Origin of the sequence: Pseudomonas sp. MF4836, from assembly GCF_002018875.1 — a bacterium.
Classification (GTDB): Bacteria; Pseudomonadota; Gammaproteobacteria; order Pseudomonadales; family Pseudomonadaceae; genus Aquipseudomonas.
Window position 1 is genome coordinate 290,025 of record NZ_MVOL01000009.1, and the last position, 23,377, is coordinate 313,401.

The window sequence follows — 23,377 nt, forward strand, 5'->3', positions numbered from 1 at the left end:
CCTGACCATCACAAGCGGGACAAGCCCGCGCTTCTCCCAGCCTTGGAGTAATAAAAAAGGCGCGAGTTCAATACTCGCGCCTTTTTAGGTGACCGCTGGAAGATGATGACCGTTATGGGCGGTCGTCCACTTCCTTCTCGGTATTGGCAGGAGGAATCAGATCCTCGCTGCTCAGGTTCAGCCAGATCAGCACCACGTTGGCGATGTAGATCGACGAGTAGGTACCCGCCAACACACCGACAAACAGTGCGATGGAGAAGCCCCACAGGTTATCGCCACCGAAGAACAGCAGCGCAGCAATCGCCAGCAAGGTGGAGATCGAGGTCGCCATGGTGCGCAACAGGGTCTGGGTGGTCGAGATGTTGATGTTCTCGATCAGACTGGCCTTGCGCAGCACGCGGAAGTTCTCACGCACCCGGTCGAAAACCACGATGGTGTCGTTGAGCGAGTAACCGATGATCGCCAGTACCGCCGCCAACACCGTGAGGTCGAAGGTGATCTGGAAGAACGACAGGATACCCACGGTCACGATCACGTCGTGGACCAGCGAGACAATGGCACCAACCGCGAACTTCCACTGAAAGCGGAACGCCAGGTAGATCAGGATGCCGCCCAGCGCCATCAGCATGCCGAGGCCGCCCTGGTCGCGCAGCTCTTCACCCACCTGCGGGCCAACGAACTCGACGCGCTTGACCTGTGCCGGGTTGTCACCGCCAACCTTCTGCAAGGCGGCTGCGACCTGATGGCCCAGTTGCGGGTCTTCACCCGGCATCCGCACCAGCAGGTCGGTGGTTGCACCGAAGCTCTGCACGATGGCGTCGTGATAACCCGATTCGCTCAGTTGCGCGCGAACCTTCATCACATCCGCCGGACGCTCGTAGGTCAGCTCGATGAGCGTACCGCCGGTGAAGTCCAGACCGTAGTTCAGGCCCTTATGGAACCAGCTGAACAACGCCAGAACGGTAAGGAGCAATGTGACGCCGAACGCAACGTTGCGCACGCCCATGAAGTTGATAGTACGTAACATGGCAGCCCCTTAAATCCACAACTTCTTGAAGTCACGACCGCCGAAGATCAGGTTGACCATCGCACGGGTCAGCCAGATGGCCGTGAACATCGAGGTAAAGATCCCGAGGGACATGGTCACCGCAAACCCTTTGACCGGGCCGGTGCCCATGGCAAACAGGATGCCACCGACCAGCAATGTGGTCAGGTTGGAGTCGAGAATCGCAGTGAATGCCCGGCCGAAGCCTTCGTTAATAGCGCGCTGCACGGTCATGCCGGCGGCGATCTCTTCACGTATCCGCGAGAAGATCAGCACGTTGGCGTCCACCGCCATACCCATGGTCAACACGATACCGGCGATGCCTGGCAGGGTCAGTGTTGCCCCCAGCAGCGACATCAGGGCCAGCAGCAGTACCATGTTCAGCGCCAGCGCCACGGTGGCGATGACGCCGAAGAAGCGGTAGATGGCGATGATGAACAGCGACACGAACAACATGCCCCACAGCGAGGCATCGATACCCTTGGTGATGTTGTCAGCACCCAGGCTCGGACCGATTGTGCGCTCTTCGGCAAAGTACATCGGCGCCGCCAGACCACCGGCACGCAGCAGCAGCGCCAGCTCGGAAGACTCGCCCTGGCCGTTCAGGCCGGTGATACGGAACTGACTGCCCAGCGGCGACTGGATGGTCGCCAGGCTGATGATCTTCTTCTCTTCCTTGAAGGTCTGGACCGGTACGTCTTTCTCGACGCCATCAACCACTTGCTTGGTGTAAGTGGTGGTCGGCTTCTGCTCGATGAAGATCACCGCCATGCTGCGGCCGACGTTGCTGCGAGTCGAACGACTCATCAGCTCGCCACCGTGACCGTCAAGCTTGATGTTCACCTGTGGACGACCGTGCTCATCGAAGCCCGCCTGGGCGTCGGTCACCTGGTCACCGGTGATGATCAGGCCACGCTCGATCAACGCTGGAGGACGATTGCCTTCACGGAATTCGAACGACTCGGAAGTCGCCTTGGAAGCACCCGGCTCTGCAGCCAGGCGGAACTCGAGGTTGGCGGTCTTGCCCAGGATCCGCTTGGCTTCAGCGGTGTCCTGCACGCCCGGCAGCTCAACCACGATGCGGTTGGCGCCCTGACGCTGTACCAGCGGCTCGGCCACACCCAGCTCGTTGACGCGGTTACGGACCGTGGTCAAGTTCTGCTTGATGGAGTATTCACGGATTTCCGCCAGCTTGGCCGGGGTCATCGCCAGACGCAGTACCGCCTGACCATTGAGGTCGGCCGGAACAATGTCGAAATCGTTGAAGTTCTTGCGGATCAGTGCACGGGCCTGTTCACGGGTCGCGTCGTCGCTGAAGCCCAGTTGAATGGCACCGTTGAGTTGCGGCAGGCTGCGATAGCGCAGGCGCTCTTTGCGCAACAGACTCTTGACGTCGCCTTCGTAGACTTTCAGGCGTGCATCGAGGGCTTTATCCATGTCCACTTCCAGCAGGAAGTGCACACCACCGGACAAGTCCAGACCCAGCTTCATCGGGTGCGCGCCGAGGTTGCGCAACCATTGCGGGGTGGTTTGTGCCAGGTTCAGTGCAACGACGTAGTCGTCACCCAGGGCCTTGCGTACGACGTCCTTGGCTGGCAACTGATCTTCTTTATTGATCAGACGCAGCAAGCCGCCCTTGCCATTGGCCGCGATAGTGGCTGCCTTGACGTTGATCCCGGCGTCGGTGAGCGCTTTGCTCGCACGATCCAGATCAGCCTGAGTGACCTGCAACGCGGTGCTCGCACCGCTGACCTGAATGGCCGGATCATCAGGGTATAGATTGGGAGCGGAATAAATAAAACCGATCGCCAGCACCGCCAGGATCAGTACGTATTTCCACAGAGGGTATTTGTTCAGCATCACGCCGCCCGCTTATAACGCGGGGCGCCTTGCGCGCCCCGTCGATTGGTAAAAGATGAATCAGATCGCTTTCAGCGTGCCTTTTGGCAGCGTGGCGGCGATAGCGCCCTTCTGGAACTTCATTTCGATGGTGTCGGACACTTCCAGAACCACGAAGTCGTCGGTCACTTTGGTGATCTTGCCGGCGATGCCGCCGGTGGTCACAACTTCGTCACCTTTTTGCAGGCTGCCCAGCAGGTTCTTCTGCTCTTTGGCGCGCTTGGCCTGTGGACGCCAGATCATCAGATAGAAGATGACCAGGAAGCCGACCAGGAAAATCCACTCAAAGCCGCCGCCCATAGGGCCTGCAGCAGGTGCAGCAGCGTCAGCCATGGCGTTAGAGATAAAAAAGCTCATTTAGCACTCCAGTTGCAAATATTGAATCTTGGGGTCAGAAAACTCAGTCCAAAGGCGGAACAGGGAGCCCGCGTTTGGCGTAGAAGGCATCGACAAAGGCGGCCAATGTACCCTGTTGAATAGCCTCGCGCAAACCAGCCATAAGTACCTGGTAATGCCGCAAATTGTGGATGGTATTCAACATGCTACCCAGCATTTCGCCGCACTTGTCCAGATGATGCAGATAAGCGCGGGAGAAGTTCTGGCAGGTGTAGCAATCGCAGGTCGGATCGAGCGGCGAATCATCATGGCGATGGAACGCGTTACGGATCTTCAGCACGCCAGTATCAATAAACAGATGCCCATTGCGGGCATTGCGGGTTGGCATCACGCAATCGAACATGTCCACACCGCGGCGCACACCCTCTACGAGATCCTCCGGTTTGCCAACGCCCATAAGGTAACGAGGTTTGTCTGCTGGCATCTGGCCCGGCAGGTAGTCCAGCACCTTGATCATCTCGTGCTTGGGCTCGCCCACCGACAGGCCGCCAATGGCCAGGCCGTCGAAGCCGATCTTGTCCAGCCCCTCCAGGGAACGCATGCGCAGGTCCTGGTGCATACCGCCCTGGACGATGCCGAACAGCGCGGCAGTGTTGTCGCCGTGGGCATTCTTGGAGCGCTGGGCCCAGCGCAACGACAGCTCCATGGAGATCCGCGCGACGTCTTCGTCAGCCGGGTACGGGGTGCATTCGTCGAAAATCATCACGATGTCAGAACCCAGGTCGCGCTGCACTTGCATCGACTCTTCCGGACCCATGAACACCTTGGCGCCGTCCACCGGCGAGGCGAAGGTCACGCCCTCTTCCTTGATCTTGCGCATGGCGCCCAGGCTGAACACCTGGAAACCGCCGGAGTCGGTGAGAATCGGGCCTTTCCACTGCATGAAGTCATGCAGGTCGCCGTGCTTTTTGATCACTTCGGTGCCGGGACGCAGCCACAGGTGGAAGGTGTTGCCCAGAATGATCTCGGCACCGGTGGCGACGATATCCCGTGGCAGCATGCCCTTGACCGTGCCGTAGGTACCCACCGGCATGAACGCCGGGGTTTCCACTGTACCGCGGGGGAAGGTCAGGCGACCTCGACGAGCCTTGCCATCGGTGGCCAGCAGCTCGAAAGACATACGACTTGTGCGACTCATTCTGTTTCCTCTGGGGCCGAATCCTTGGGAGCGGTAGGCGCAGGGTTACGGGTGATGAACATCGCATCACCGTAGCTGAAAAAGCGGTACCCATGCTCGACGGCGGCCTTGTAGGCGGCCATGGCCTCGGGATAACCGGCGAACGCCGAAACCAGCATCAACAGCGTGGACTCGGGCAAATGAAAGTTGGTGACCAGGGCGTCGACCACATGAAACGGCCGGCCCGGGTAGATAAAGATGTCGGTGTCGCCACTGAACGGCTTGAGCACACCATCGCGCGCGGCACTTTCCAGGGAACGCACGCTGGTCGTGCCCACCGCCACCACCCGACCACCACGCGCACGGCAGGCCGCGACCGCATCCACCACGTCATGGCCGACTTCCAGCCATTCGTTATGCATATGGTGGTCTTCGATACGCTCCACGCGTACCGGTTGGAACGTCCCGGCACCGACGTGCAGGGTCACGAACGCAGTCTCGACGCCCTTGGCCGCAATCGCTTCCAGCAACGGCTGGTCGAAATGCAGCCCGGCAGTCGGCGCCGCCACCGCGCCCAGGCGCTCGGCGTACACCGTCTGATAGCGCTCGCGGTCCGCGCCTTCATCCGGACGGTCTATATAAGGAGGCAACGGCATATGGCCGACGCGATCGAGCAAGGGCAGCACTTCTTCGGCAAACCCCAGCTCGAACAGCGTGTCATGCCGAGCCAGCATTTGCGCCTGACCGCCGCCCTCGATGAGGATCGTCGAACCCGGCTTGGGCGACTTGCTGGAACGCACATGGGCCAGCACGCGATGACTGTCGAGCACCCGCTCCACCAGAATTTCCAGCTTGCCGCCGGAAGCTTTCTGGCCAAACAGCCGTGCCGGAATCACCCGGGTATTGTTGAACACCATCAAGTCGCCCGGGCGCAAATGCTCAAGCAAATCAGTGAATTGACGGTGGGCCAGGGCACCCGTAGGCCCATCAAGGGTCAACAGGCGACTACCGCGACGCTCGGCCAGGGGATGGCGGGCGATCAGCGAATCGGGAAGCTCGAAGGTAAAGTCAGCAACGCGCATGATGGGGTTCGTCTAGCAGGGCCGGAAAGTTTAGCGGAAATAGCCAAAATTGACCATGAAAGCTGATTGACCAACGGTAATCACCTCTCTATACTTCGCCGCCATTGAGCCCTGATGGCGGAATTGGTAGACGCGGCGGATTCAAAATCCGTTTTCGAAAGGAGTGGGAGTTCGAGTCTCCCTCGGGGCACCAAGATTTTCCTTTAAAATCAAGCACTTACCAGCTTACGGTTTTAAAGTTTTGGAAGTAGTTTTTGGAAGTGTTTTTGGAACTTCCAAATCAGAAAACCCGGCCCACGCGCCGGGTTTTTTATTGCTCAAAAATCGCTCAAAACCACAGCCTGCAAGGGTTCCTCTGGTCCATGCCCCCTCCCCTCAAAATGATCAGGCTGAAAACGCCTTTTCTGCTTTTCCAGAGCTTCCACTCCTAGCAACCCCTGAAGGCACATCTTCCCGCGCAGCGGAATGCCAAATAGCCATGCGCCCCCGCCCTAAAGCAAAAAAAAACCGCCGAAGCGATTTCAATCAATGGATTGTAGGTTTTGCAGGATCAAGGGCTTTAATGAAATATCCCAGCTCGTTCACATGCTTCTTATCTTTACCGATTATTTGATAGACAATCAAAGCCACATCATCTGATTCTTCAATTGAAATCAATTGAAAACCAATAACTTTAGAACCATCGGCCTTAAACTCTGAAACCTGCTGATCAAAAATACGCAACCCTCCATCCAAAGCCTTATTACCAAACTTAAAAACACCAAACAAGTCAGCGATTACTTCTTTAAATCCAGCTACTAACATTTTTTCAATTGCTTTATTCTTACTCATTACTTTCTCATGGTCATAAATTAATTATACCATTTCCGAAAAAGCCAACTCCGTTCAACCTATTAAATTAAGCAAGAAAATATCTAATAGACTAAAGTAAAAACCACACACGGAATGGCTTTGCTCCCTCAAGACCGGGTAATCTGCCCTCCTACGCTATGAAAGGATTTGAGTCAGCTCATGCAGCCACCTAAGAAATACCTGATAGTGAAAGCAGGGCAAGAAGGAGCTAGCGATCTCTTCCCTATGAAGGAGTGGTGCAGGCAGAACCCGAATGAAGCCCCCTCATTGAACCCTAACGAAGCTAATTCACAGCAGCTTCGCAAAGGGTTTGCCCGCATGGGTTGGGTCATAGATGAAACCGAGACGCAGGTTTTGATCCTCCACCCAGGAACGCCACAAACCGCTCTTAAGGCCATCGAAGACGAAGAGCTAGAGCAGGAAGGTAGAGAAACGCCTGATGATGCTCGGGGCAGCGTCTTTGAGCTTGAATGGCAGTTGCGAGATTTCATCGCTCATAACATCGAATCACTGTCTGTTGATGGCAAAAGCTTGCGCCTATACGTCGATGACCAAGGCCGAGATGGCATTGAGTACCCGACAGGTGTAGGACCGATAGATATTTTGGCGGTTGATAGTGATGGAGCTTTTGTCGTCTTTGAGCTGAAACGTGGACGTGTCGCAGACAAAGCCATAGGCCAAATCAGCCGGTACATGGGCTGGTTGATTACGAACAGGGAAGAAGGAGCGAAGGTGAAGGGAGTCATTGTTGCAAAAAACATAAGCCAGAATCTTCGCCATGCGGTGGTGGCAGTGCCTAACGTCTCACTTTTTGAGTATCACATCAGCTTCACCCTAAACGAGATCAAAGCAGGCAATGCGAGGTGAAGCACATGCCGCCATTGCGGCGGCATGATAGCTGGCGTGTTACTTGCTCAACCAAGATTCCACTGTTTCAGCACCGAACTCGCTTTTCCACTCTTTTAACTGCTTGTGGTTGCCACCTTTGGTTTCGATGGTTTCACCAGTGTGCGGGTTCTTGTAGACCTTAACCAGGCGCTCGCGGCGGGTAGCCTTGATTGGGGCAGGAGCTGAACCTTTACGGCTAGAAGCAGCAGGGTCAAGAATCAAAATCACTTCACGCAAGCTTTTGCCGTATTCGCCCAGCAGATTGCGCAGCTTTTGTTCAAATTCTATTTCTTGAGCCAGACCTTCATCACCCTTCAGTACTTCCAAGGCTGCCAACTGTTCTGCAAGGTGCTTTTCAAGCTGACGGAATTCTGCAAGCTTCGACATTTTTCATACCTTATAAATTGGTTGCGATTTGATGATACATGAAATCATTTAAATCGGAAAATTGGTCAATCCATCTTCACAAGAATAGGTTTGGATTTTGCTACAAGTTCAAATTTTTTTGACTTTTCATTCCAAAGCACAACCCCGTCATTTTGCATCATGTCAGGGCTACCAGCTTTGTAGTAACGCAGATCGCTCATAAAAATTGCATTGCTACTGGCTTTGTGTGAGAGACCACCGTTTGCTGGTGCAAGGCTGTCATCTTCGCTTGGGAACTGCATAGGAGCTTTGTAAAGCTTCCCATCGTTCACATCAACGAAGACCGTGGCTTGGCATCCCGTGCCGCAACCATAAGTAGCGACCACAAAGTGCCCCGCAAAATCGGCTTTCTTGCCAACGGTGCCTTCGATAGATTCTTTTATGCGCCACTGCCCTGCTAGGGCTTTGTTACTCGACCAATCGACTTTAGCTAGTGGCTTGGAAGAGACAGATGACGCCGGGTATTTTTCAAAGGTGAATCGGTCATCTGCGTGGCTTGCAGAAGCTACGCACATGGCAAGAACGACAGCAGTCAAAATCCTTTTCATTTGAATCACTCGATGTTGGTTAGAGGCAAAACCATAGCTCCAGTCTGTTGGATCAATCAAGATCGTTCCAAGAAATATTTTAGAACCTTACGAAACCCGGCAGATATAGCTTAAAAATTGCTTTTCCCTGCAATGCCCAACAGTTCGTCTAGACACAGTGCCCCTGCCTTTATTTCGCGTAGCGAATGCCTTCTAAAAATGAAATGGTAAAATCAGTCATATAACAACCAGAAACAAAATGGCAGTAGCTAAACGAAAATCATACAAAGAAAAAAAGGAGTACATCGACAACAGTAAAGAGAAGCTGGAAGGATTCCTTGCGGATAAGGTCGATAGCATCCACGCAATGCTCCAGGCAGAAAATCCAGACGTGCCGGTTTGGAATTCGCCGTGCTTCAAAATCCGATACCTGAACCCGATATCAGGAACAGTCTACAACCTCGAAAACTCGATGCTGCTTTCGATGCTTGGCAAAGAGAAAGGCTTTGAACTGCCCTACTACATGACGGCGAAGCAAGGGTTTGACGCTGGCCTGTCCAACAAAGGCGAAAAGGCTGATTTCGTTGTTCACCACTTTGGCATGCAGATAGGGTTCGTCAAGGACGGCGAAAAGCCAGGTGCTGGAGGTAACGATGACCAGGACAATGCGGAAGGCAAAGCCATCTATAGACGTGCTTCAAAGCTATCCCCTGTCTTCAACCTGCAGCAGTTCACAGGGGAGCTACCAGACAAGATAAAAGCGCAGATGGCGCAACGCGCCAAGATCCCAACCCCATCAGAAGTACAGACCGTGCTTCAGTCAGTCATGGATACGATGCCCATACCGCTCAAAAGGCACGCAGGGGCGGAACACAGCAATTACTTCTCCCCCGGTGAAGACACCATCTATATGTCACCTTCTAGCCACTTCAAGAGCGACCTGCATGAGCTATCCACCCTATTGCATGAAGTCAGCCACTCCTACGGAGTACCCAGCCGCAAGAACCGTGAAAGCCTCGCAAAATATGTCCAAAGCGATGAACACCGAGCTTATGAAGAGCTAGTAGCAAACCTATCAGCTCAAGCTGTCATCAAGCATCTGAACTTCAACCTCACGGATGGCATGCGTGACCAGCTTGACGAGGCGTTTTTTGCCAACCACCAGACCTACGATGTGGGTTGGGCTCTCAAGGGCTTGAGGGACAAACCTGACCAGGTATTCAAAGCTGCCGCAGACGCAGACCGCACCGCCAACGAGATCATCTACAAGCTTGAGAATGACCTTAAAGCAAAGTACGAACTCGACCCCACCCTACCCGTCTCTGACTTCATCAAACAGCGCCTATCTCGCTCTGAAGTGGATTCCACGCCACAGGTGAAGGCGCCGACCATCAGCAGCCACGACATCCAGGTAGAGACAGCCACACCCATACAACAAAAGAAGAGGACATTGAAAATATGAATAATTTCGAGAAAAACAGAAAACAAGCCTTAGAAGATCTCATTGATGGAGACGTAGAGCTGATGGAGCTTTACGAGCAAGGAATGCTGACAGAGGAATGTTTTGTAGAGGAATCCAATCACGAAGCCGTTCTAGATTCATTACCAGAAAGGATTTACTAAGGAGATAAATTATGAACCTAGAATCAAAATAGGAAGAGATTCCTGTTTTTTTCGTTTTGATATCCACAAACTCGAAAATCAAAGGTTTTGATATCCCTTCAGTCTAACGCCACGAAATTCTTAGCTGGAGCTAAGTAATAGTGATGTTTATGATCCCCCCCTATGAATTCATTCGGAGCCAATTCCGAATACGTTCCGAACAGATTCACAAAGCATTCAGAATCAATTCCGACCTAATTAATAAAGGACTAGGAAAATATTCCTAAAGTATTCCTAATAACCCCCTATTTCTATAAATCTAAATGCTACGATATTTAAAACAACCTAAAAATAAAGGAAGAATAAAATGAAAACAGCCATAACGCTTAACCAGATTGAAAAGAAAAAACTAAAACCATCGTTGCTGCCTCACATAAAAGCAGTGGGAAGACTACATTCCTACTTAATCTTGCCGACTACCTTTTGCAACTTGGCTTTTCAATTCTGTATGTGGATCTTGATCCCATCAGAGCCGCTGATGACTTCTATGTCCAACGTCAAGAAATGAAAGACAAAGCAATTAAAACTCTCACAGACCTGATCACAATAAACACTGATAATGAAAACTTTAAAAACATACCACACTTAAACCAGAAAATTAAAAATTTAACCATGAGTGCTAAATTGAAGGTTTACGGTTCGGCTATCGCAAGCTTCAATATTGATAACGTACAAAATACTCACACAGAATTTGATTTCATCTTAGTAGACATTCCTGCAAATATTTACACTTCAACAGATGAGATAAAGCCGGAGTTCCTAGAGATTTTGAAAAAATCCGACCTTGCAATTTTCCCCTTCAAAGCAGATGCACAAGAATTGAAAACAGCACCTTACATAGGTCGAGTAGTCAAAGAATTGAAAGCCGGTATGGAGTCGAAAGGTAAGAGCCTGGACACCATCATTCGCAGCTTGATCAGCTTCGAATCATCGAAATACAAGGGTGCCAAGGGTATCAGCCGTATCGAAGAGACACTGACAGATTTCCATTTTGCGTATGGGGAAACTCATCCACCTCTTTTAGCACCAATGGTTTATCGCGCTATTTATCCAAATATGCTTGCGCAGGCCAAATCAATTTTCAGTTCCAATAGCGCAGAAAGTGATATTGCGAAAGCAGAATTCAAAGCTATCGCTGATCAAATTTTCGCAGAACTTAACATCAATAATTAATAGGAGAAATAACATGAGCAAAACTATAGACATTCAAGCAATGCAAGCACGTATCAACAAAAACCAGTCAGCAAGCCTTTCAAAGATTTCAGTAGGAATCCAAGCGCCTTTGGTTGAGCAAACGATTGAAGAAAAAATCCAGGCGGTTGGTAGAGCGTTTCTGGATGCGCCTAGCACCACAACCGTGGGTAAGAAGCACGTCTCAGTAGCTACACCTGACTACTACCATGCGTTATTGAACGGCACCGTAGAGGTAACAGGGACAGCCCACTATGAAGAAAACGCTACCCTGCAATCGCACCTTCAGGACGTTTTGCAAATCAACCTTCTGCGGTTACACGCCCAAACAGATCCAGCACTGCAGGATCTGCTCACAAAGGTCGCAGTCTTGTCACTCGCACCTAAAGAGCGTAACCAGCTTTTGAAAGCCATGGGAGCGGACGCACGAAATGAGGTCTTGAGCATCATTGGCTTGAACACAGATTGATGTGACTGATTCACCCCCAAGCCCTTTAATCAGGGCTTTTTTTGCCTGTAGCGTACTGAATCTTCTCCGAGGAAACTCCGAGTACATTCCGAACATCCTCTGAAAAAGCTAGGGAGCCTCCGAACAAGTTCCCAAATGTGCTGAAATACGCCTGACCACCTGATCAGAGCCGTCCATGAGCCATAGCCTCTTTGAGGATTTCTGCTTCCATCGTTTTCTTGCCCAGCAGCCGTTGCGGTTCACGGATCTGCTTGAACGCATCGCTCAGCTCGGTGGCAGGCACCACACCTTCACCGGCACTGCCCCCCGACAAGCCGCCGTCCTGATACAGCTTGCGCCACAGGAACAGTTAGCTGGCCTTGATCCCGTTGCGCCGAACCACCATCGAAACGCTTTACCCTGGCTCAAGACTCTCGCGAACCATAGCCAGTTTTTGCTATGGGCTCCAGCCGCGCCGTCGCTCCTGACCCAAAAGTCTCCCACCCTTATCGCCGCTGTAAATAACAAGCACTACCATTTGCGTATCCCTTATAGGCAAGGGCGATACGATGTATCTGTCTTTTATGAGGCCCGCTCGTGTAAAATGCCCACATGCAGAGTATGACAAGCCTCTCAACCGGAGTTAAGGATGACCCGTCTCGCAGCATTCCACCCCGCTTACGCGGTCAGCCTTTTTCAGCAAATGGTGTAGTGGAATCAAGCTCGGTCGGGTTTATTTAAGCCCGTTCGATTCTGTACCCGTACCGTTCCGTTTGTATATGATTCGATTAAGGCATTTAGCATTATGCTCATTCATAGATTTACTGATTTATTCAAGTGGCGAGACCTTGTGTTCAATATTGTCGCGAAGGAAATCAAGATTCGCTACATGGGGGCAGTACTAGGGTTTGCCTGGTCACTGGGTAACCCGCTTGTGGTGACACTGACCTACTACATGGTTTTCACCTACATCCTGCCTAGCAATCAGGACAGATTTGCCCTGCATCTGGTGACAGGCGTCATCCACTGGATGCTCTTCAGTCAGATCATTCTTCAAAGTAGCGATTGGCTCATTGGTAATAGTGGCCTGATCCGCAAGCTGCGTTTCCCTCGGGTACTTATACCGCTGTCCGGCGCTCTAACTGTCTGCTCTTTCTGGCTGGTGGCAATCGCTGTCTATGCAACTCTCTACAAGTTCCTTGGCGGCTACGCAGGTACTGCATTGCTGTGGTACCCGCTGGTACTAATCCCATACGTCCTGATGATTATGGGGCTGGCCCTCGCCATCAGCGTTCTACAAATCACCTGGCGCGATATCAAGCATGTCACCGAGGTATTTGTCCCGCTTCTTTTCTGGCTGACGCCAATCGTTTGGATTACCTCGGCGCTGCCACAGGATATCGCCCATGTCGTTTCCTTTAACCCGCTAGCGCCATTCTTCAACAGTTTCACAGCGATTTTGCATGAAAGCGTGCCGCCTTCTTCCCGCGACCTCGCGTTCTGCTGGGGTATCGGGCTGGTCTCAATCACCGCAGGCCTACTAGTGTTTAAACGTGCAGACAAGCTGGTTGAGCTTCTATGAGCAACGTCATCCTGAAGGTTAAGAACCTGAGCAAGGACTTCATGGTTCGCCATAACCACGGCGGAATGAAGCACAAGATCGCAGGGCTTTTTAATCCGCGCTTCCAGGAGCGCATCGAAACGCTTCGCGCCGTAAACGATGTCTCGTTTACCCTATGCAAAGGCGAATCCCTTTCGCTGATTGGGCACAACGGTTCCGGCAAGAGCACCTTGCTGCAGCTGGTTAGCGGGATTCTGCTGCCTACAAGTGGCTCGGTTCAGGCCTTTGGCCGAATTGCGCCACTCATCGAGCTTGGTGTTGGTTTTCATCCTGAGCTGACCGGAGAGGAAAACATCTACCTCAACGCCAGCCTCTACGGCCTCACCAACAGAGAAACACGTTCTCGCTTTAACGACATCGCCGATTTTTCTGGTCTCGGAAACTTCATTGATACGCCCGTCAAAAACTACTCATCAGGCATGTATATGCGCTTGGGCTTCTCTGTGGCCGTGCATGTTGACCCACAGATCTTGCTTGCAGATGAGGTGCTGGCGGTAGGCGACCAAGACTTTCAAGATAAGTGCTATCAGCGAATTCGCCACATGCAGGATGACGGCATGGCTTTGATTCTCGTGACTCACTCGAAAGAGCAGGGCCAGCGATTTTGCCAGCGGTATTTGCACCTTGAAAAGGGCTGCGTGACCGACGAGGGACGCTTCTAGCAGCACGGCTTATTGACAAAGATCCCAGATAACTCCATTGCGCCAACCAACACTGGCCATTGAAAGGTGACCCTATGCTCCAAATTATCGTACCCATGGCCGGCGCCGGCAGCCGTTTCGCAGTAGCTGGCTACAAAGACCCCAAGCCGCTTATCCCCGTGCATGGCGCTCCGATGATCAAGGTTGTGATCGACAACCTGACGCCCCTGCGCGACCACAAATTCATCTTTATCTGCCAAGCCGCCCATGTCGAAGCATACGGCCTGCGCGAAAAACTGAGTGCTTGGGCACCCGGTTGCGAGATCGTAGAGCTTTACGGCGTAACGGAGGGCGCGGCCTGTACCGTTCATGCAGCCAAACCCCTAATCGACAATGAGCACCCGGTCATGATCGCCAATAGTGACCAATTTGTGGATGTGAATATCGACGACTACCTGGCAGCAATGGATGCCGCTGCCGCAGACGGCATCATCATGACTATGAAAGCTGACGACCCTAAGTGGTCATTCGTCGGATTCAATGAGCAAGGGACGATCAACCGCGTCGTCGAGAAGGAAGTTATCTCCGACGAAGCAACGGTTGGCATCTACAACTTCCGTACCGGGCGGCAACTCATTGCTGCCATTGAGCAGATGTTCAAAAAGGAACTGCGCGTGAACGGGGAGTTTTACGTCGCCCCTGCCTACAACGAGATAATCGAACAAGGTGCTCGCATTATCCACTATTCCGTTGGCTCAGAAGGCCAGGGCATGTACGGCTTGGGCATCCCCGCCGACCTCGATTACTTCCTCTCTCTACCTATCAGTCAGCAGGCCAATGCTGGTAAGGCTTGCTGACATGGAAATCATTAGCCACCGAGGCTACTGGGTGGAGCCGAATGAGCGGAACTTGCCGGTAGCATTCCATCGTTCATTTGATCTGGGTTATGGCACCGAAACCGATGTGCGCGATTGCGCCGGCCGTCTGCTCATTTCCCATGACATGCCTATGGGCAACGAAATGACACTGGATGATCTCCTGGACATCATGGGCGGCCGGAATTTGCCACTGGCGATCAATATCAAGGCAGACGGCCTGGCGAGAGCCATTGCCGCCAAGTTCGCAGAGCGCGGCCATACTAACTGGTTCGTATTCGATATGGCTGTGCCTGACATGCGCAGCTATCTTACAGAGGGCGTCACCACCTACACCCGCCACAGTGATGTGGAGCCATCTCCGGCTTGGTTAGAGCAGTGTGCCGGTGTCTGGCTTGACCATTTCGCCGCAGGTTATCGCCCGAACCGAGAAATCGTGAAGCACCTGAATCAGGGAAAAAAAGTGTGCGTGGTTTCTCCTGAGCTGCATGGCCGCGATGTAACCAACGCTTGGGACTCTTTGCATCTGCTTAATGATTTGCCTGGACTCATGCTTTGCACCGACAGGCCAGAGCAAGCCGATATGTTTTTCAACAAGGTTCGTTGATCGCGACCATTCGCAAGGAAAAGACAATGATCAAAGCGGTTATTTTCGATATGGACGGCGTCCTTATCGAAGCTAAAGATTGGCACTACGATGCCCTGAACAAGGCCCTGAATCTGTTCGGGTACAATATCAGCCGCCATGACCATTTGACGAGCTATGATGGGTTGCCTACATCTCACAAGCTGAAGATGCTGACTGTTGAGCACGGCTTGCCGAAAGCGCTTCATCCCTTCATCAATGAGATGAAGCAGGCCTATACGATGGAAATTGTATACGCCCAATGCAAGCCCACATTCGTCCATCAATACGCCCTATCCTCCCTGAAAAACCAGGGGTACCGGCTGGCGGTCGCCTCGAATTCGATCCGCAATACGGTCGAAGTGATGATGGAAAAATCCTGCCTGGATCAATACCTCGACCTGAAACTCTCCAACCAGGACGTGGCTAAGGGCAAGCCTGCTCCGGACATCTACATTAAGGCCATCAATGACCTTGGGTTTCGCCCCGAAGAGTGCCTGATCGTTGAAGACAACGAGAATGGCATCCGCGCCGCTCGAGCCTCCGGCGCTCATGTCCTAGAGGTTGCGGAAACTACGGACGTGAACTTGGAAAACATCCTCAACAAGATCGAAGAAATCAACGCCAGCGCACAGCGTTGCCTCAAGGAGTGTGCCCCGTGAAAAAGACGCTAAACATCATCATCTTGGCAGGGACCAAGGCTGAAGACACGCGTCAAGAAGGCGATTTCCCTTACTACCTCAGCGAAGCTGACGGTGTACCGCTCATTCAGTCACTGATCGAGAACTGCGCCGCCCTCAATCCCGACAAGATTATCTGCCTTTTGCCCAATGCGGACGTGAACAAGTACCACCTGCGCAACATGGTTTCTCAGATGCACCCTTCTGCAGTGGCTTTCCCTGTTCACGAAACTACCAAAGGCGCCGCCTGCACGGCACTGCTGGCCAGCGAACTAATCGACAGCGAAAACGAGCTGGTAATCATCAGCGCGAACGAAATCCTCGACGAGCCATTTGCCAAGGTGGCAACTGTTTTCCGCAATGAAGGTCGTGATGCAGGGGTTGTTATCTTCAAGTCGCTGCACCCGCGCTACGCATTTGTGCGCCTGAATGATGCCGGCGAAGTCGTGGAAGCAACGGAAAAGAACCCCATCAGCCCCAACGCGGTTTCCGGCATGTACTGGTTCAAGTCCGGCAGCATGTTCATCGAGGCGGTGAAGAATATGATCCGTAAAGACGCGAAGGTTAATGATGCCTTCTACATCGCTCCAGCCCTTAACGAGCTGGTTTTGCAGCACAAGAAGATCGGTTCTTATAGGGTTAGTCCGAGTCAGTACCGCCCGCTTAAAAGTGCAGCTCAACTGCATGCCTATGAAGTTCAAGGGGGATGCGTATGAATTCTGCGACGCTGGGCAATATGGTCAAAGGCTGGTTTGTGGGTGGTTTCAAGCCCACAGCTTTCAGCACCGAGGCCTGTGAAGTAGGCGTTAAGACCTACAAGGCTGGCGACAGCGAAGTTGCCCACTATCACAAGATTGCAACTGAAATAACGCTGGTACTGTCCGGCAGTGTTTCCATGCGCGGTCAAACCTGGAATGAGGGCGACATTATCGTTCTCGAACCAGGAGACATCACAGCTTTCGAGGCCATCACCGACGCCACGACGGTAGTGGTGAAGGTGCCTGGCGCTCTTGATGACAAGTACGTTGTTGGCGAGTAACCGATGAAAACGACCCTCCTCAAGCACCATAAGTCCCTGGGCTACCTCTCCACTAGCAAGCTATGCGAGCTGCCGGCGGATCTTCAGCTTTCTCTCGAATGCTCGAACCTCATTACCTTCCGCGCAAATCGGAAGGTCCAGCCCCGTGAAGTGATCAAGAACCTGCACGCCGCCATGCGGCCGATCAGCATGTTTGGGGAAGGGTCTTACTGCTTTTTCGGCGTCCAGAGCGATTCACCGCTTGCGCCTTTGCTGCTCTGGGATGCAGCACACTTCCTGAATGTCGGCCAAAGACTGACATTGATCGAAGACACCCCTGTTGCGTGCTATCTCGACCGAGAATACTTTCGGGCGGGCCTTGCTGTTGTGTCACGCACTGCTACTGAGATCACCTACGAGAAAGTTGCCAAGTTGCCGGCCGAGACTGACGATGATCTCGATAGCTGGACTTTCAGTATTCCGGTAGGCCCTGAAGATGCCACAGTGCTTAACGCAGTGGTCAAACGCATTCTGGAGATCGACATCCCGAACAAGGAGATCATCTTGTGCGGTACTCCGGGCAAGAACTTTGCCTACTTCGACCAGGTGCGAATCGTCGGTGAGGACATCCCCGCGCCTCCGGTGCAGATCTGCAAGAAAAAGAATCGCCTGGCCATTGAGGCCAAGTACAACAACCTCGTGATCCTGCATGACCGGGTTTTCCTGCCCAAGAACTTCGGTGAAATGGTGCGCCGCTTTGGGCCTCGCTACCCCCTGATGACCCTGCAGAGCATGTTCTTTGATAACCGGGTTTCCATGCACCCACGTCGCTATTCTGACTACGGCCTAGCCATGGGTGAAGTTGCACAGGGCCTGCAGGGCCTGCACCGCACCTCCGGCGAAGCGGTGAGCATTGCCCCGTCGATCTTCACCGAAATTGAGCGCACGGGCTTTTGCTTCGCGAGCCCAATGCGTTTCAACAAGGACATGAGCTATCCCACTGGCAGCATGTATGTGTGCCGCAAGGAAGTATGGAATGCCTATCCACTGGATGAATCGTTGTTCTGGGTTGAGTTCGAGGACATCGAGCAGGGCATCCGTGCTGGCAAGGCCGGTGTGCCGAGCCGTGTGAATCCGTTCGGTATTGCCCAGTCAATTACATCAAGGGCACTGCTGGGAGTTCGTTCGACAGTCGAAATGGCAAACGGCAAACTGGGCCATACAAGCCCGAATTTCTTCTCGCACCTTAGAAAAAAACCGCTGTTCAAGGTTTCCACGGCAAATGCGCTCAGCAAGTTACGCACCTTTGCTAACAAGTATGTCGCGAACCACGAGGGGTTTTGCATCCCAACGGGCGTAAAGGAAATGCCTGCGCGTGACTGGGTTGAGCTGGTCAACCTAGTGGTGCAGCAGTCCACATTCAACAACGATATTGATGCGGTCCGTGCTTTCATTACCGACTTCGAGAGATTGGTCCTCTTGGATCAGCTCCCAAATACGCGGCAGGAGATCATTGCCCGTCAGTTCCTCCTTGATCCGGCAGCGGCCAAGCAGCACCTTATTACCAGCAGCAGCGAGATACGCAACATGCTTTACCAGCGCCCCCATCAGAGCTGGTTCTACCAAAGCTTGGGCGATTATTTTCACCACAATTGGCTAGCTCTCCCAGGGATTGTTATTTCCGCTGTGCAGGCTTACGCCGGCAATGGCAAGGTTTTCTACTTCGAGAGCCTTTGGGCTGCTGTGAAGGCGATCTACAACTCCACTCCCTTCAGCTCGTACACGGAGAAGTCCAAGTGAAAATCTACGTTGTCTCCAACGGCGCGCAGGACACAACCGATCACCTGGTCAAACAGCTCGCTAGTATCACACTGCAGGACTCAACCAAGGCGACACCGGTGATTGTCGTCGAGGATCGCTACAACCTCACTCAGGTATCTCAGAATGATGCTCCGGTAGACCATAGCTCATTTCACCTGAATGACTTCCTGCTTGAAAAGGGCAGCATTGCAAACGGGGTAATGCTGGTAGATGCGAACCAAATCGCTACGAAACTCAACGCCCTAGCCACTGACTGGGCTGTGTTCGAGTGTGGCCAAAACGATCAGCAAACCTGCATCGACTTTTTTCGCAAGCTGGCCCGCTACAACTACATAACGCCAACGCTGAGGCACAAGAGCGTAGTGTTCTCAGTGCCCAGTATGTACCTGGCTTTCTTTGCTCAAACCCTTAACCAGGCCTTCAATAATCTGCCTGCTGGGCAGCTAGTAGTGGCGCAGTCTGATCAAGTTAGGATGCTGATGCTGTCCACTGACATCGAGCGTGTGTTTGTCAGCTTTCCGCTGCTTTGGGCTCCTTTTATCCGCTTGAATCGGCTGGCGATGTTCATTTACAAGCGGTTCGTGCAGGCAGGTAGGGCGAGCACTAAAACGAGGATTTGACGTGAAAAGAAGAACATTGGTCTCGGGGATTCTCGTGGCTGGCGGTGTGGCTGCAGGCCACCTGCTGACAGCACGCTTTTACGGCAGTACGACTCCCGCTCGCAGCCCCGACGACTTCGCTGCCGCAATGGCTGGCGTGCGACTCCAGCACGTTTCCAATGAGCTATTGCTGAAGCTCTACTCGCGCACAGTGAATGACCAGGACCGCCAAAAGGTAGTCATAGAGGTTGTGAACCATAACAGCAATCTCTTCGTGGTCGATGCCAATGAGCGGCATCACGGCTCTCCTGGGTTCTATCGAGTGGCCGAGTGACTTATGTTTATTGACACACTGATCATTGGTAACGGCTTTGCAGGCCGGTCAGTAGCGAGCGCCCTGCAGGGCGATTCGCTCATTGTTGAGCGCGGCGAGAAGTTCAACATCTTCGAGCGCCGCCAACGCTTCATGCAGATGGACAAAACGAATCGTCACTACGCCCTTATCCGCAGCTCCTATGAGTCAAAGCATGCGTTCAACATCCCCGAGCAAATGCCGAAGGACTGCGCCTCGGAATACATTCTGGTCGACGGTGGTTGCTCGAACCACTGGGGCGGTTTAAGCTTCCGTCTTAGCCAAGCGGTATTGGACGGAGAATCCACCGACTTTCCTTGGCCCTTTAGCTATAAAACGTTGCTACCCTTTTACAGCCGCGCGGAGACCCTTCTTCGGATTAGTGCAGACCCTAGAGATCCGGAGGGCCGCAATCCTCGCGCGGAAATCAAGGGTTCAGATAAGTGGCATGGCGCTCTGGGGAAATATTTCCCTGGAGCTTATATCGGTGCCCAGGCGCACAACCTGTCAGCGGACAACTCGCAGGGCCAGGGTCAGTGCCTTGGTGCCGGTGATTGCGAGCTGTGCCCTATGGACGCAAAAACCCGCTCTCTGCACGTTCAAGTCAACACGCAGGTGCTCAATGGCATGATGGTGGACAGGCTGCGCTTTGAGGGCGACAAGGCCGTCGAAGCCATTTGCGTGACTGAAGATGGCCCGCTTTCGATTCGCTTCAATCGGGTTGTCGTTGCCGCCCACGGTGTCGAATCGCTCAAGCTACTCTGGAAAAGCAATCTGCCTGCAGCTACCCCTTCTGAGCTGCTGGGTCACCACTATCAAGATCATGCTGTCGCGGAGCTGGCCTGCGTCTTGCCAGGCGTGAATATCCCTTTCCTGCAGGTCAATACCGCCGCTCAGATTGTTATCCCTGAGCTGTCCGGTGAGCACGATGGCATCGAGTACACGACCCTGGCCCTGATGACACCGCCCAAGGAGGCTGCGAGGGCCGGTGCGCTCGATATCGAAAAGGTGAACGCCTGGGATGTTGAGGGCGCATTAAAGGACATGAGTTCCATCCGGAGCCTCTATGTGCTGCTGGAGATACCGCCCGAGTGGGATGTTTCGCTGTCCTATTCAGCGGGCAAGGTATCTATGGATACTGCCGGGTATCACCAGAGCAAAATCCGCTACAACGGCGTTATAGAGAGCATCTACCAGAAAATGGAAGCGCTCGGAGTGCGCCCTATTCGCTCGGCTGAGCAAAGGCACTACATGAACGCGATGGGCACCCACCACCTGATTGGGATGCTCTCGATGGGGAATGGCCCGCGCGCAGTTGTCGATGCTGACTTCAAGCTCAAAGGCACGAGTAACGTCCGCGTCGCCGGCTCCTCGCTGTTCCCGCGCTGCGGCTCACGCAACCCCACCGTAACTGTCGTCGCTACGAGCTTGATGCTGGCCGAGAAGCTGAATTCAGAGTCCGGCGAGCCACTGATTAAGCGGGCTGGCTAAGATGGACAGATGGACGAAAAAGGTAGATTCACGCGACATCAGCGTAGTGATCCAAGGCCCACTGTATCGAACACTGGCTCCAACCAGAGGGATTAACGCCTGTATCTCGGCCGTCCGGGCACACCTGCGCCACGCGGAAATTATCGTCTCCACTTGGGCCGGCGAGGATCTGGGGGGGGTTGATGCCGATGTGGTTGTTACAGCTGCCGATCCCGGCGTTCTCTTGGACTTCAACGGCAACCGGCACAACACCAACCGCCAGCTCGTATCTACTCTGACCGGCATACAGGCTGCGTCACGCTCCCACGTCCTCAAGCTCCGAACCGACCACATCCTAACGGGCTCGAACATTGCTGTGATGGGTGGTTACGATCCTCGGGTTCCGCTTGCCGCGCGCCTGCTGCAGACGCCCATTACCGTCACAACCCTCTTCATCCGCAACCCGGAGAAAGTGCCGCTTCTGTTTCACCTCTCCGACCTGATTCAGTTCGGCACCCGCGAGGACATGCTTTGGTTCTGGGACCAGGAGCTTAGACTCCAGGAAGAGGTTTTCGCCACTACCCCCTACAAAAACCCCATCGGGAACTTCGTAGGGTACAGCGCAATGCGGATGACCCCTGAGCAGTGCTTGATGCTCGGGCTCATGCGAAAGAGGGGCTATGACATCACTTTGCAGACGCCGGGGGATATATCCCCTGAGCTTGTTGAGCTGTCTGAGCGTCTGCTGTCCGAAAATTTCACCGTGCTCGACTGGGAAACCAGCGAGGTGGATTTCCCGGAGAGACTCCGTAAGACCGGCTATTCACTGAAGACGATCTATAAGGCGACTGAACTGGCTGATTCCGGGCGCTTGACACCGAAGGCAAGACGAGCCCGATACAGAAAAATTTGGCTCAACAAGTACGTCTTCAACTTCGGCCGGTTGGCCTGGTGGATTGCCTTGGCTTCGATCTTGTTGACCGTAGTCTCACCGCACATAGCCAAATCTGCGAGGGCAGCCATGCGCAGACTCCGGGGGCTCCAGCACCCCAATAACGACAGAGTTTGAGAGGTAGAAGTGAAGGTATTAGTTACAGGCGCATCAGGCTTTATGGCCCGTGTTCTGCTGCGTATGCTCGCGGAGACAGACTGCCACCAGGTTGTCACTCTATCCAGGAAAAAAGAACTCCCTGAAGTGCTTGATTCGAGCACTCTTAACCAGTGCTTCTCGACTGCCAACTTCCTAGATCTACTGGATGGCGTTGATGTGGTAGTGCATACCGCTGCCCGCGCCCACGTTTTGAATGAGATGGCAACTGATCCGTTGGCTGAGTACCGAAAAGTCAACGTCGATTTCACGCTCAACCTGGCCCGACAATGTGCCCAACGTCAGGTAAAACGCTTCATCTACATCAGCTCAATTGGCGTTCACGGCGTCACCAGTGATAGGCCTTTCAGCGTAGGCGACGTGCCCGCGCCGGAGGAGCCATACGCCATTTCCAAGATTGAAGCGGAGCGTGGTCTTGTGCACCTATGTCAAGCCTGCGGCATGGAGCTGGTCATCATTCGTCCTCCACTTGTCTACGGGCCGGGCGCTCCAGGCAACTTCGCCCGTATGGTGGGCTGGATTGCAAGCGGAATCCCGCTCCCCCTTGGGGCTGTCGATAACCGTCGCTCCCTGATCAGCGTCGACAATCTCGTTGACCTCATCTTGGTCTGCCTCGATCACCCCAATGCCGCGGGCAAGGTGCTGCTGGCTTCCGACGGGGAAGATGTTTCCACATCCGAGCTGCTGCGCCGTGTAGCACGAGCTATGGGCAAGCCTGCCCGTCTTGTCCCCGTGCCCACGCCGGTTCTTCGTGCTGTCGCTAGTCTTGCAGGGAAAAAAAGCATGGCCAGACGCCTTACCGGCTCGCTGCAGATTGAGATGAGCAGCACGACCGCTCTGCTTGGTTGGACTCCTCCCATCCTGCCTCTTATACACATCCGACGCTGCCGAAGATCTACTCCGTTTAGATCCTTGATGTCGCTAGCTCAACAAAAATACTATAATCCCTACACCTGTCTCTCATCCACAACTGCCGCTTCCGCCGCTCTTACACCTACACCACTCCTTAGAGCCCAACACACACAACTAACACA

Annotated in this window: 26 protein-coding genes, 1 tRNA gene and 1 pseudogene; 19 read left to right on the forward strand and 9 right to left on the reverse strand. The window is 53.3% G+C overall.

Annotated elements, in window-relative coordinates:
• Nucleotides 1-112: 112 nt before the first annotated feature.
• The 5 genes from secF to queA are packed head-to-tail and all read right to left on the reverse strand — an operon-like array spanning nucleotide 113 to nucleotide 5,539.
• Nucleotides 113-1,027 (reverse strand): protein translocase subunit SecF, encoded by a 915-nt coding sequence (secF, locus tag MF4836_RS22040; RefSeq protein WP_020298463.1) that lies wholly within the window; start codon nucleotides 1,025-1,027, stop codon nucleotides 113-115.
• 9 nt (nucleotides 1,028-1,036) lie between these two features.
• Nucleotides 1,037-2,905, reverse strand: a complete 1,869-nt coding sequence (secD, locus tag MF4836_RS22045; protein WP_020298462.1) for a protein translocase subunit SecD — start codon at nucleotides 2,903-2,905, stop codon at nucleotides 1,037-1,039.
• Between the two features lie 60 nt (nucleotides 2,906-2,965).
• Nucleotides 2,966-3,301 (reverse strand): preprotein translocase subunit YajC, encoded by a 336-nt coding sequence (gene yajC, locus MF4836_RS22050; protein ID WP_043229921.1) that lies wholly within the window; start codon nucleotides 3,299-3,301, stop codon nucleotides 2,966-2,968.
• A gap of 43 nt (nucleotides 3,302-3,344) precedes the next feature.
• Complete coding sequence (gene tgt, locus MF4836_RS22055; RefSeq protein WP_020298460.1) at nucleotides 3,345-4,460, reverse strand: tRNA guanosine(34) transglycosylase Tgt; 1,116 nt, start codon at nucleotides 4,458-4,460, stop codon at nucleotides 3,345-3,347.
• A gap of 14 nt (nucleotides 4,461-4,474) precedes the next feature.
• Nucleotides 4,475-5,539: a tRNA preQ1(34) S-adenosylmethionine ribosyltransferase-isomerase QueA gene (queA, locus tag MF4836_RS22060; protein ID WP_078472032.1), complete on the reverse strand. Its 1,065-nt coding sequence runs from the start codon at nucleotides 5,537-5,539 to the stop codon at nucleotides 4,475-4,477.
• 108 nt (nucleotides 5,540-5,647) lie between these two features.
• Between queA and MF4836_RS22065 the strand changes: the two genes are divergently transcribed.
• A tRNA-Leu gene (locus MF4836_RS22065) sits at nucleotides 5,648-5,732 on the forward strand.
• Between the two features lie 332 nt (nucleotides 5,733-6,064).
• Here MF4836_RS22065 and MF4836_RS22070 read toward each other — a convergent pair.
• Nucleotides 6,065-6,370 (reverse strand): hypothetical protein, encoded by a 306-nt coding sequence (locus tag MF4836_RS22070; protein WP_078472033.1) that lies wholly within the window; start codon nucleotides 6,368-6,370, stop codon nucleotides 6,065-6,067.
• 180 nt (nucleotides 6,371-6,550) lie between these two features.
• Between MF4836_RS22070 and MF4836_RS22075 the strand changes: the two genes are divergently transcribed.
• Entirely contained in the window at nucleotides 6,551-7,258 is a 708-nt protein-coding gene (locus MF4836_RS22075) for an endonuclease NucS domain-containing protein (protein WP_238596170.1), read from the forward strand.
• Nucleotides 7,259-7,297: 39 nt separating this feature from the next.
• Here MF4836_RS22075 and MF4836_RS22080 read toward each other — a convergent pair whose 3' ends face one another.
• Complete coding sequence (locus MF4836_RS22080) at nucleotides 7,298-7,666, reverse strand: histone-like nucleoid-structuring protein, MvaT/MvaU family (RefSeq protein ID WP_078472034.1); 369 nt, start codon at nucleotides 7,664-7,666, stop codon at nucleotides 7,298-7,300.
• Between the two features lie 65 nt (nucleotides 7,667-7,731).
• Complete coding sequence (locus tag MF4836_RS22085) at nucleotides 7,732-8,313, reverse strand: hypothetical protein (protein WP_238596171.1); 582 nt, start codon at nucleotides 8,311-8,313, stop codon at nucleotides 7,732-7,734.
• Between the two features lie 178 nt (nucleotides 8,314-8,491).
• On the opposite strand from MF4836_RS22085, the gene MF4836_RS22090 reads away from it, so the two are divergent.
• The 4 genes from MF4836_RS22090 to MF4836_RS22100 all read left to right on the forward strand — a co-directional run bounded on the left by MF4836_RS22090 (nucleotide 8,492) and on the right by MF4836_RS22100 (nucleotide 11,554).
• The gene (locus MF4836_RS22090) at nucleotides 8,492-9,694 is read left to right on the forward strand and encodes a zincin-like metallopeptidase domain-containing protein (protein ID WP_078472036.1); all 1,203 of its coding nucleotides are present in this window, start codon (nucleotides 8,492-8,494) and stop codon (nucleotides 9,692-9,694) included.
• On the forward strand, nucleotides 9,691-9,855 hold the full coding sequence (locus MF4836_RS35400) for a hypothetical protein (RefSeq protein WP_161955759.1): 165 nt from the start codon (nucleotides 9,691-9,693) through the stop codon (nucleotides 9,853-9,855). Before MF4836_RS22090 ends, MF4836_RS35400 begins: the two co-directional genes overlap by 4 nt.
• A 396-nt stretch (nucleotides 9,856-10,251) precedes the next feature.
• Complete coding sequence (locus tag MF4836_RS22095) at nucleotides 10,252-11,067, forward strand: ParA family protein (RefSeq protein ID WP_078472037.1); 816 nt, start codon at nucleotides 10,252-10,254, stop codon at nucleotides 11,065-11,067.
• 13 nt (nucleotides 11,068-11,080) lie between these two features.
• Complete coding sequence (locus tag MF4836_RS22100; protein ID WP_078472038.1) at nucleotides 11,081-11,554, forward strand: hypothetical protein; 474 nt, start codon at nucleotides 11,081-11,083, stop codon at nucleotides 11,552-11,554.
• 169 nt (nucleotides 11,555-11,723) lie between these two features.
• Here the strand turns inward: MF4836_RS22100 and MF4836_RS35855 are convergent.
• Nucleotides 11,724-11,978 (reverse strand): annotated as a pseudogene (locus MF4836_RS35855) (transposase); the annotation flags it as partial.
• A 360-nt stretch (nucleotides 11,979-12,338) separates the two neighbouring features.
• Between MF4836_RS35855 and MF4836_RS22110 the strand changes: the two are divergent.
• The 13 genes from MF4836_RS22110 to MF4836_RS22165 form a co-directional block, all read left to right on the forward strand.
• A complete protein-coding gene (locus tag MF4836_RS22110; protein ID WP_078472039.1) occupies nucleotides 12,339-13,115 on the forward strand; it encodes an ABC transporter permease in 777 nt (258 codons plus the stop codon).
• Nucleotides 13,112-13,816 carry an ABC transporter ATP-binding protein gene (locus MF4836_RS22115; RefSeq protein WP_078472040.1) on the forward strand — a complete coding sequence of 235 codons (705 nt, stop codon included), beginning with the start codon at nucleotides 13,112-13,114 and terminating at the stop codon, nucleotides 13,814-13,816. The genes MF4836_RS22110 and MF4836_RS22115 overlap by 4 nt, the downstream gene beginning before the upstream one ends.
• A gap of 74 nt (nucleotides 13,817-13,890) precedes the next feature.
• A complete protein-coding gene (locus MF4836_RS22120; protein WP_078472041.1) occupies nucleotides 13,891-14,652 on the forward strand; it encodes a glycosyltransferase family 2 protein in 762 nt (253 codons plus the stop codon).
• A 1-nt stretch (nucleotide 14,653) separates the two neighbouring features.
• Nucleotides 14,654-15,277, forward strand: a complete 624-nt coding sequence (locus MF4836_RS22125) for a phosphodiesterase (protein ID WP_078472042.1) — start codon at nucleotides 14,654-14,656, stop codon at nucleotides 15,275-15,277.
• 26 nt (nucleotides 15,278-15,303) lie between these two features.
• Nucleotides 15,304-15,957 carry an HAD family hydrolase gene (locus tag MF4836_RS22130; protein ID WP_078472043.1) on the forward strand — a complete coding sequence of 218 codons (654 nt, stop codon included), beginning with the start codon at nucleotides 15,304-15,306 and terminating at the stop codon, nucleotides 15,955-15,957.
• A complete protein-coding gene (locus MF4836_RS22135) occupies nucleotides 15,954-16,691 on the forward strand; it encodes a glycosyltransferase family 2 protein (RefSeq protein ID WP_078472044.1) in 738 nt (245 codons plus the stop codon). Before MF4836_RS22130 ends, MF4836_RS22135 begins: the two co-directional genes overlap by 4 nt.
• Nucleotides 16,688-17,014, forward strand: coding sequence for a cupin domain-containing protein (locus tag MF4836_RS22140; protein WP_078472045.1), 327 nt, complete (start codon nucleotides 16,688-16,690; stop codon nucleotides 17,012-17,014). The genes MF4836_RS22135 and MF4836_RS22140 overlap by 4 nt, the downstream gene beginning before the upstream one ends.
• A gap of 3 nt (nucleotides 17,015-17,017) precedes the next feature.
• Nucleotides 17,018-18,793 (forward strand): hypothetical protein, encoded by a 1,776-nt coding sequence (locus tag MF4836_RS22145; protein WP_078472046.1) that lies wholly within the window; start codon nucleotides 17,018-17,020, stop codon nucleotides 18,791-18,793.
• Entirely contained in the window at nucleotides 18,790-19,434 is a 645-nt protein-coding gene (locus MF4836_RS22150; RefSeq protein WP_078472047.1) for a hypothetical protein, read from the forward strand. Before MF4836_RS22145 ends, MF4836_RS22150 begins: the two co-directional genes overlap by 4 nt.
• 1 nt (nucleotide 19,435) lies before the next feature.
• Nucleotides 19,436-19,747 (forward strand): hypothetical protein, encoded by a 312-nt coding sequence (locus tag MF4836_RS35110; protein ID WP_153050255.1) that lies wholly within the window; start codon nucleotides 19,436-19,438, stop codon nucleotides 19,745-19,747.
• Between the two features lie 3 nt (nucleotides 19,748-19,750).
• Nucleotides 19,751-21,256 carry a GMC oxidoreductase gene (locus MF4836_RS22155; protein WP_078472048.1) on the forward strand — a complete coding sequence of 502 codons (1,506 nt, stop codon included), beginning with the start codon at nucleotides 19,751-19,753 and terminating at the stop codon, nucleotides 21,254-21,256.
• A 1-nt stretch (nucleotide 21,257) separates the two neighbouring features.
• Complete coding sequence (locus MF4836_RS22160) at nucleotides 21,258-22,304, forward strand: WavE lipopolysaccharide synthesis family protein (RefSeq protein ID WP_078472049.1); 1,047 nt, start codon at nucleotides 21,258-21,260, stop codon at nucleotides 22,302-22,304.
• Nucleotides 22,305-22,346: 42 nt separating this feature from the next.
• The coding region (locus tag MF4836_RS22165; RefSeq protein WP_078472061.1) for an NAD-dependent epimerase/dehydratase family protein at nucleotides 22,347-23,377 on the forward strand (1,031 nt) is incomplete at its 3' end.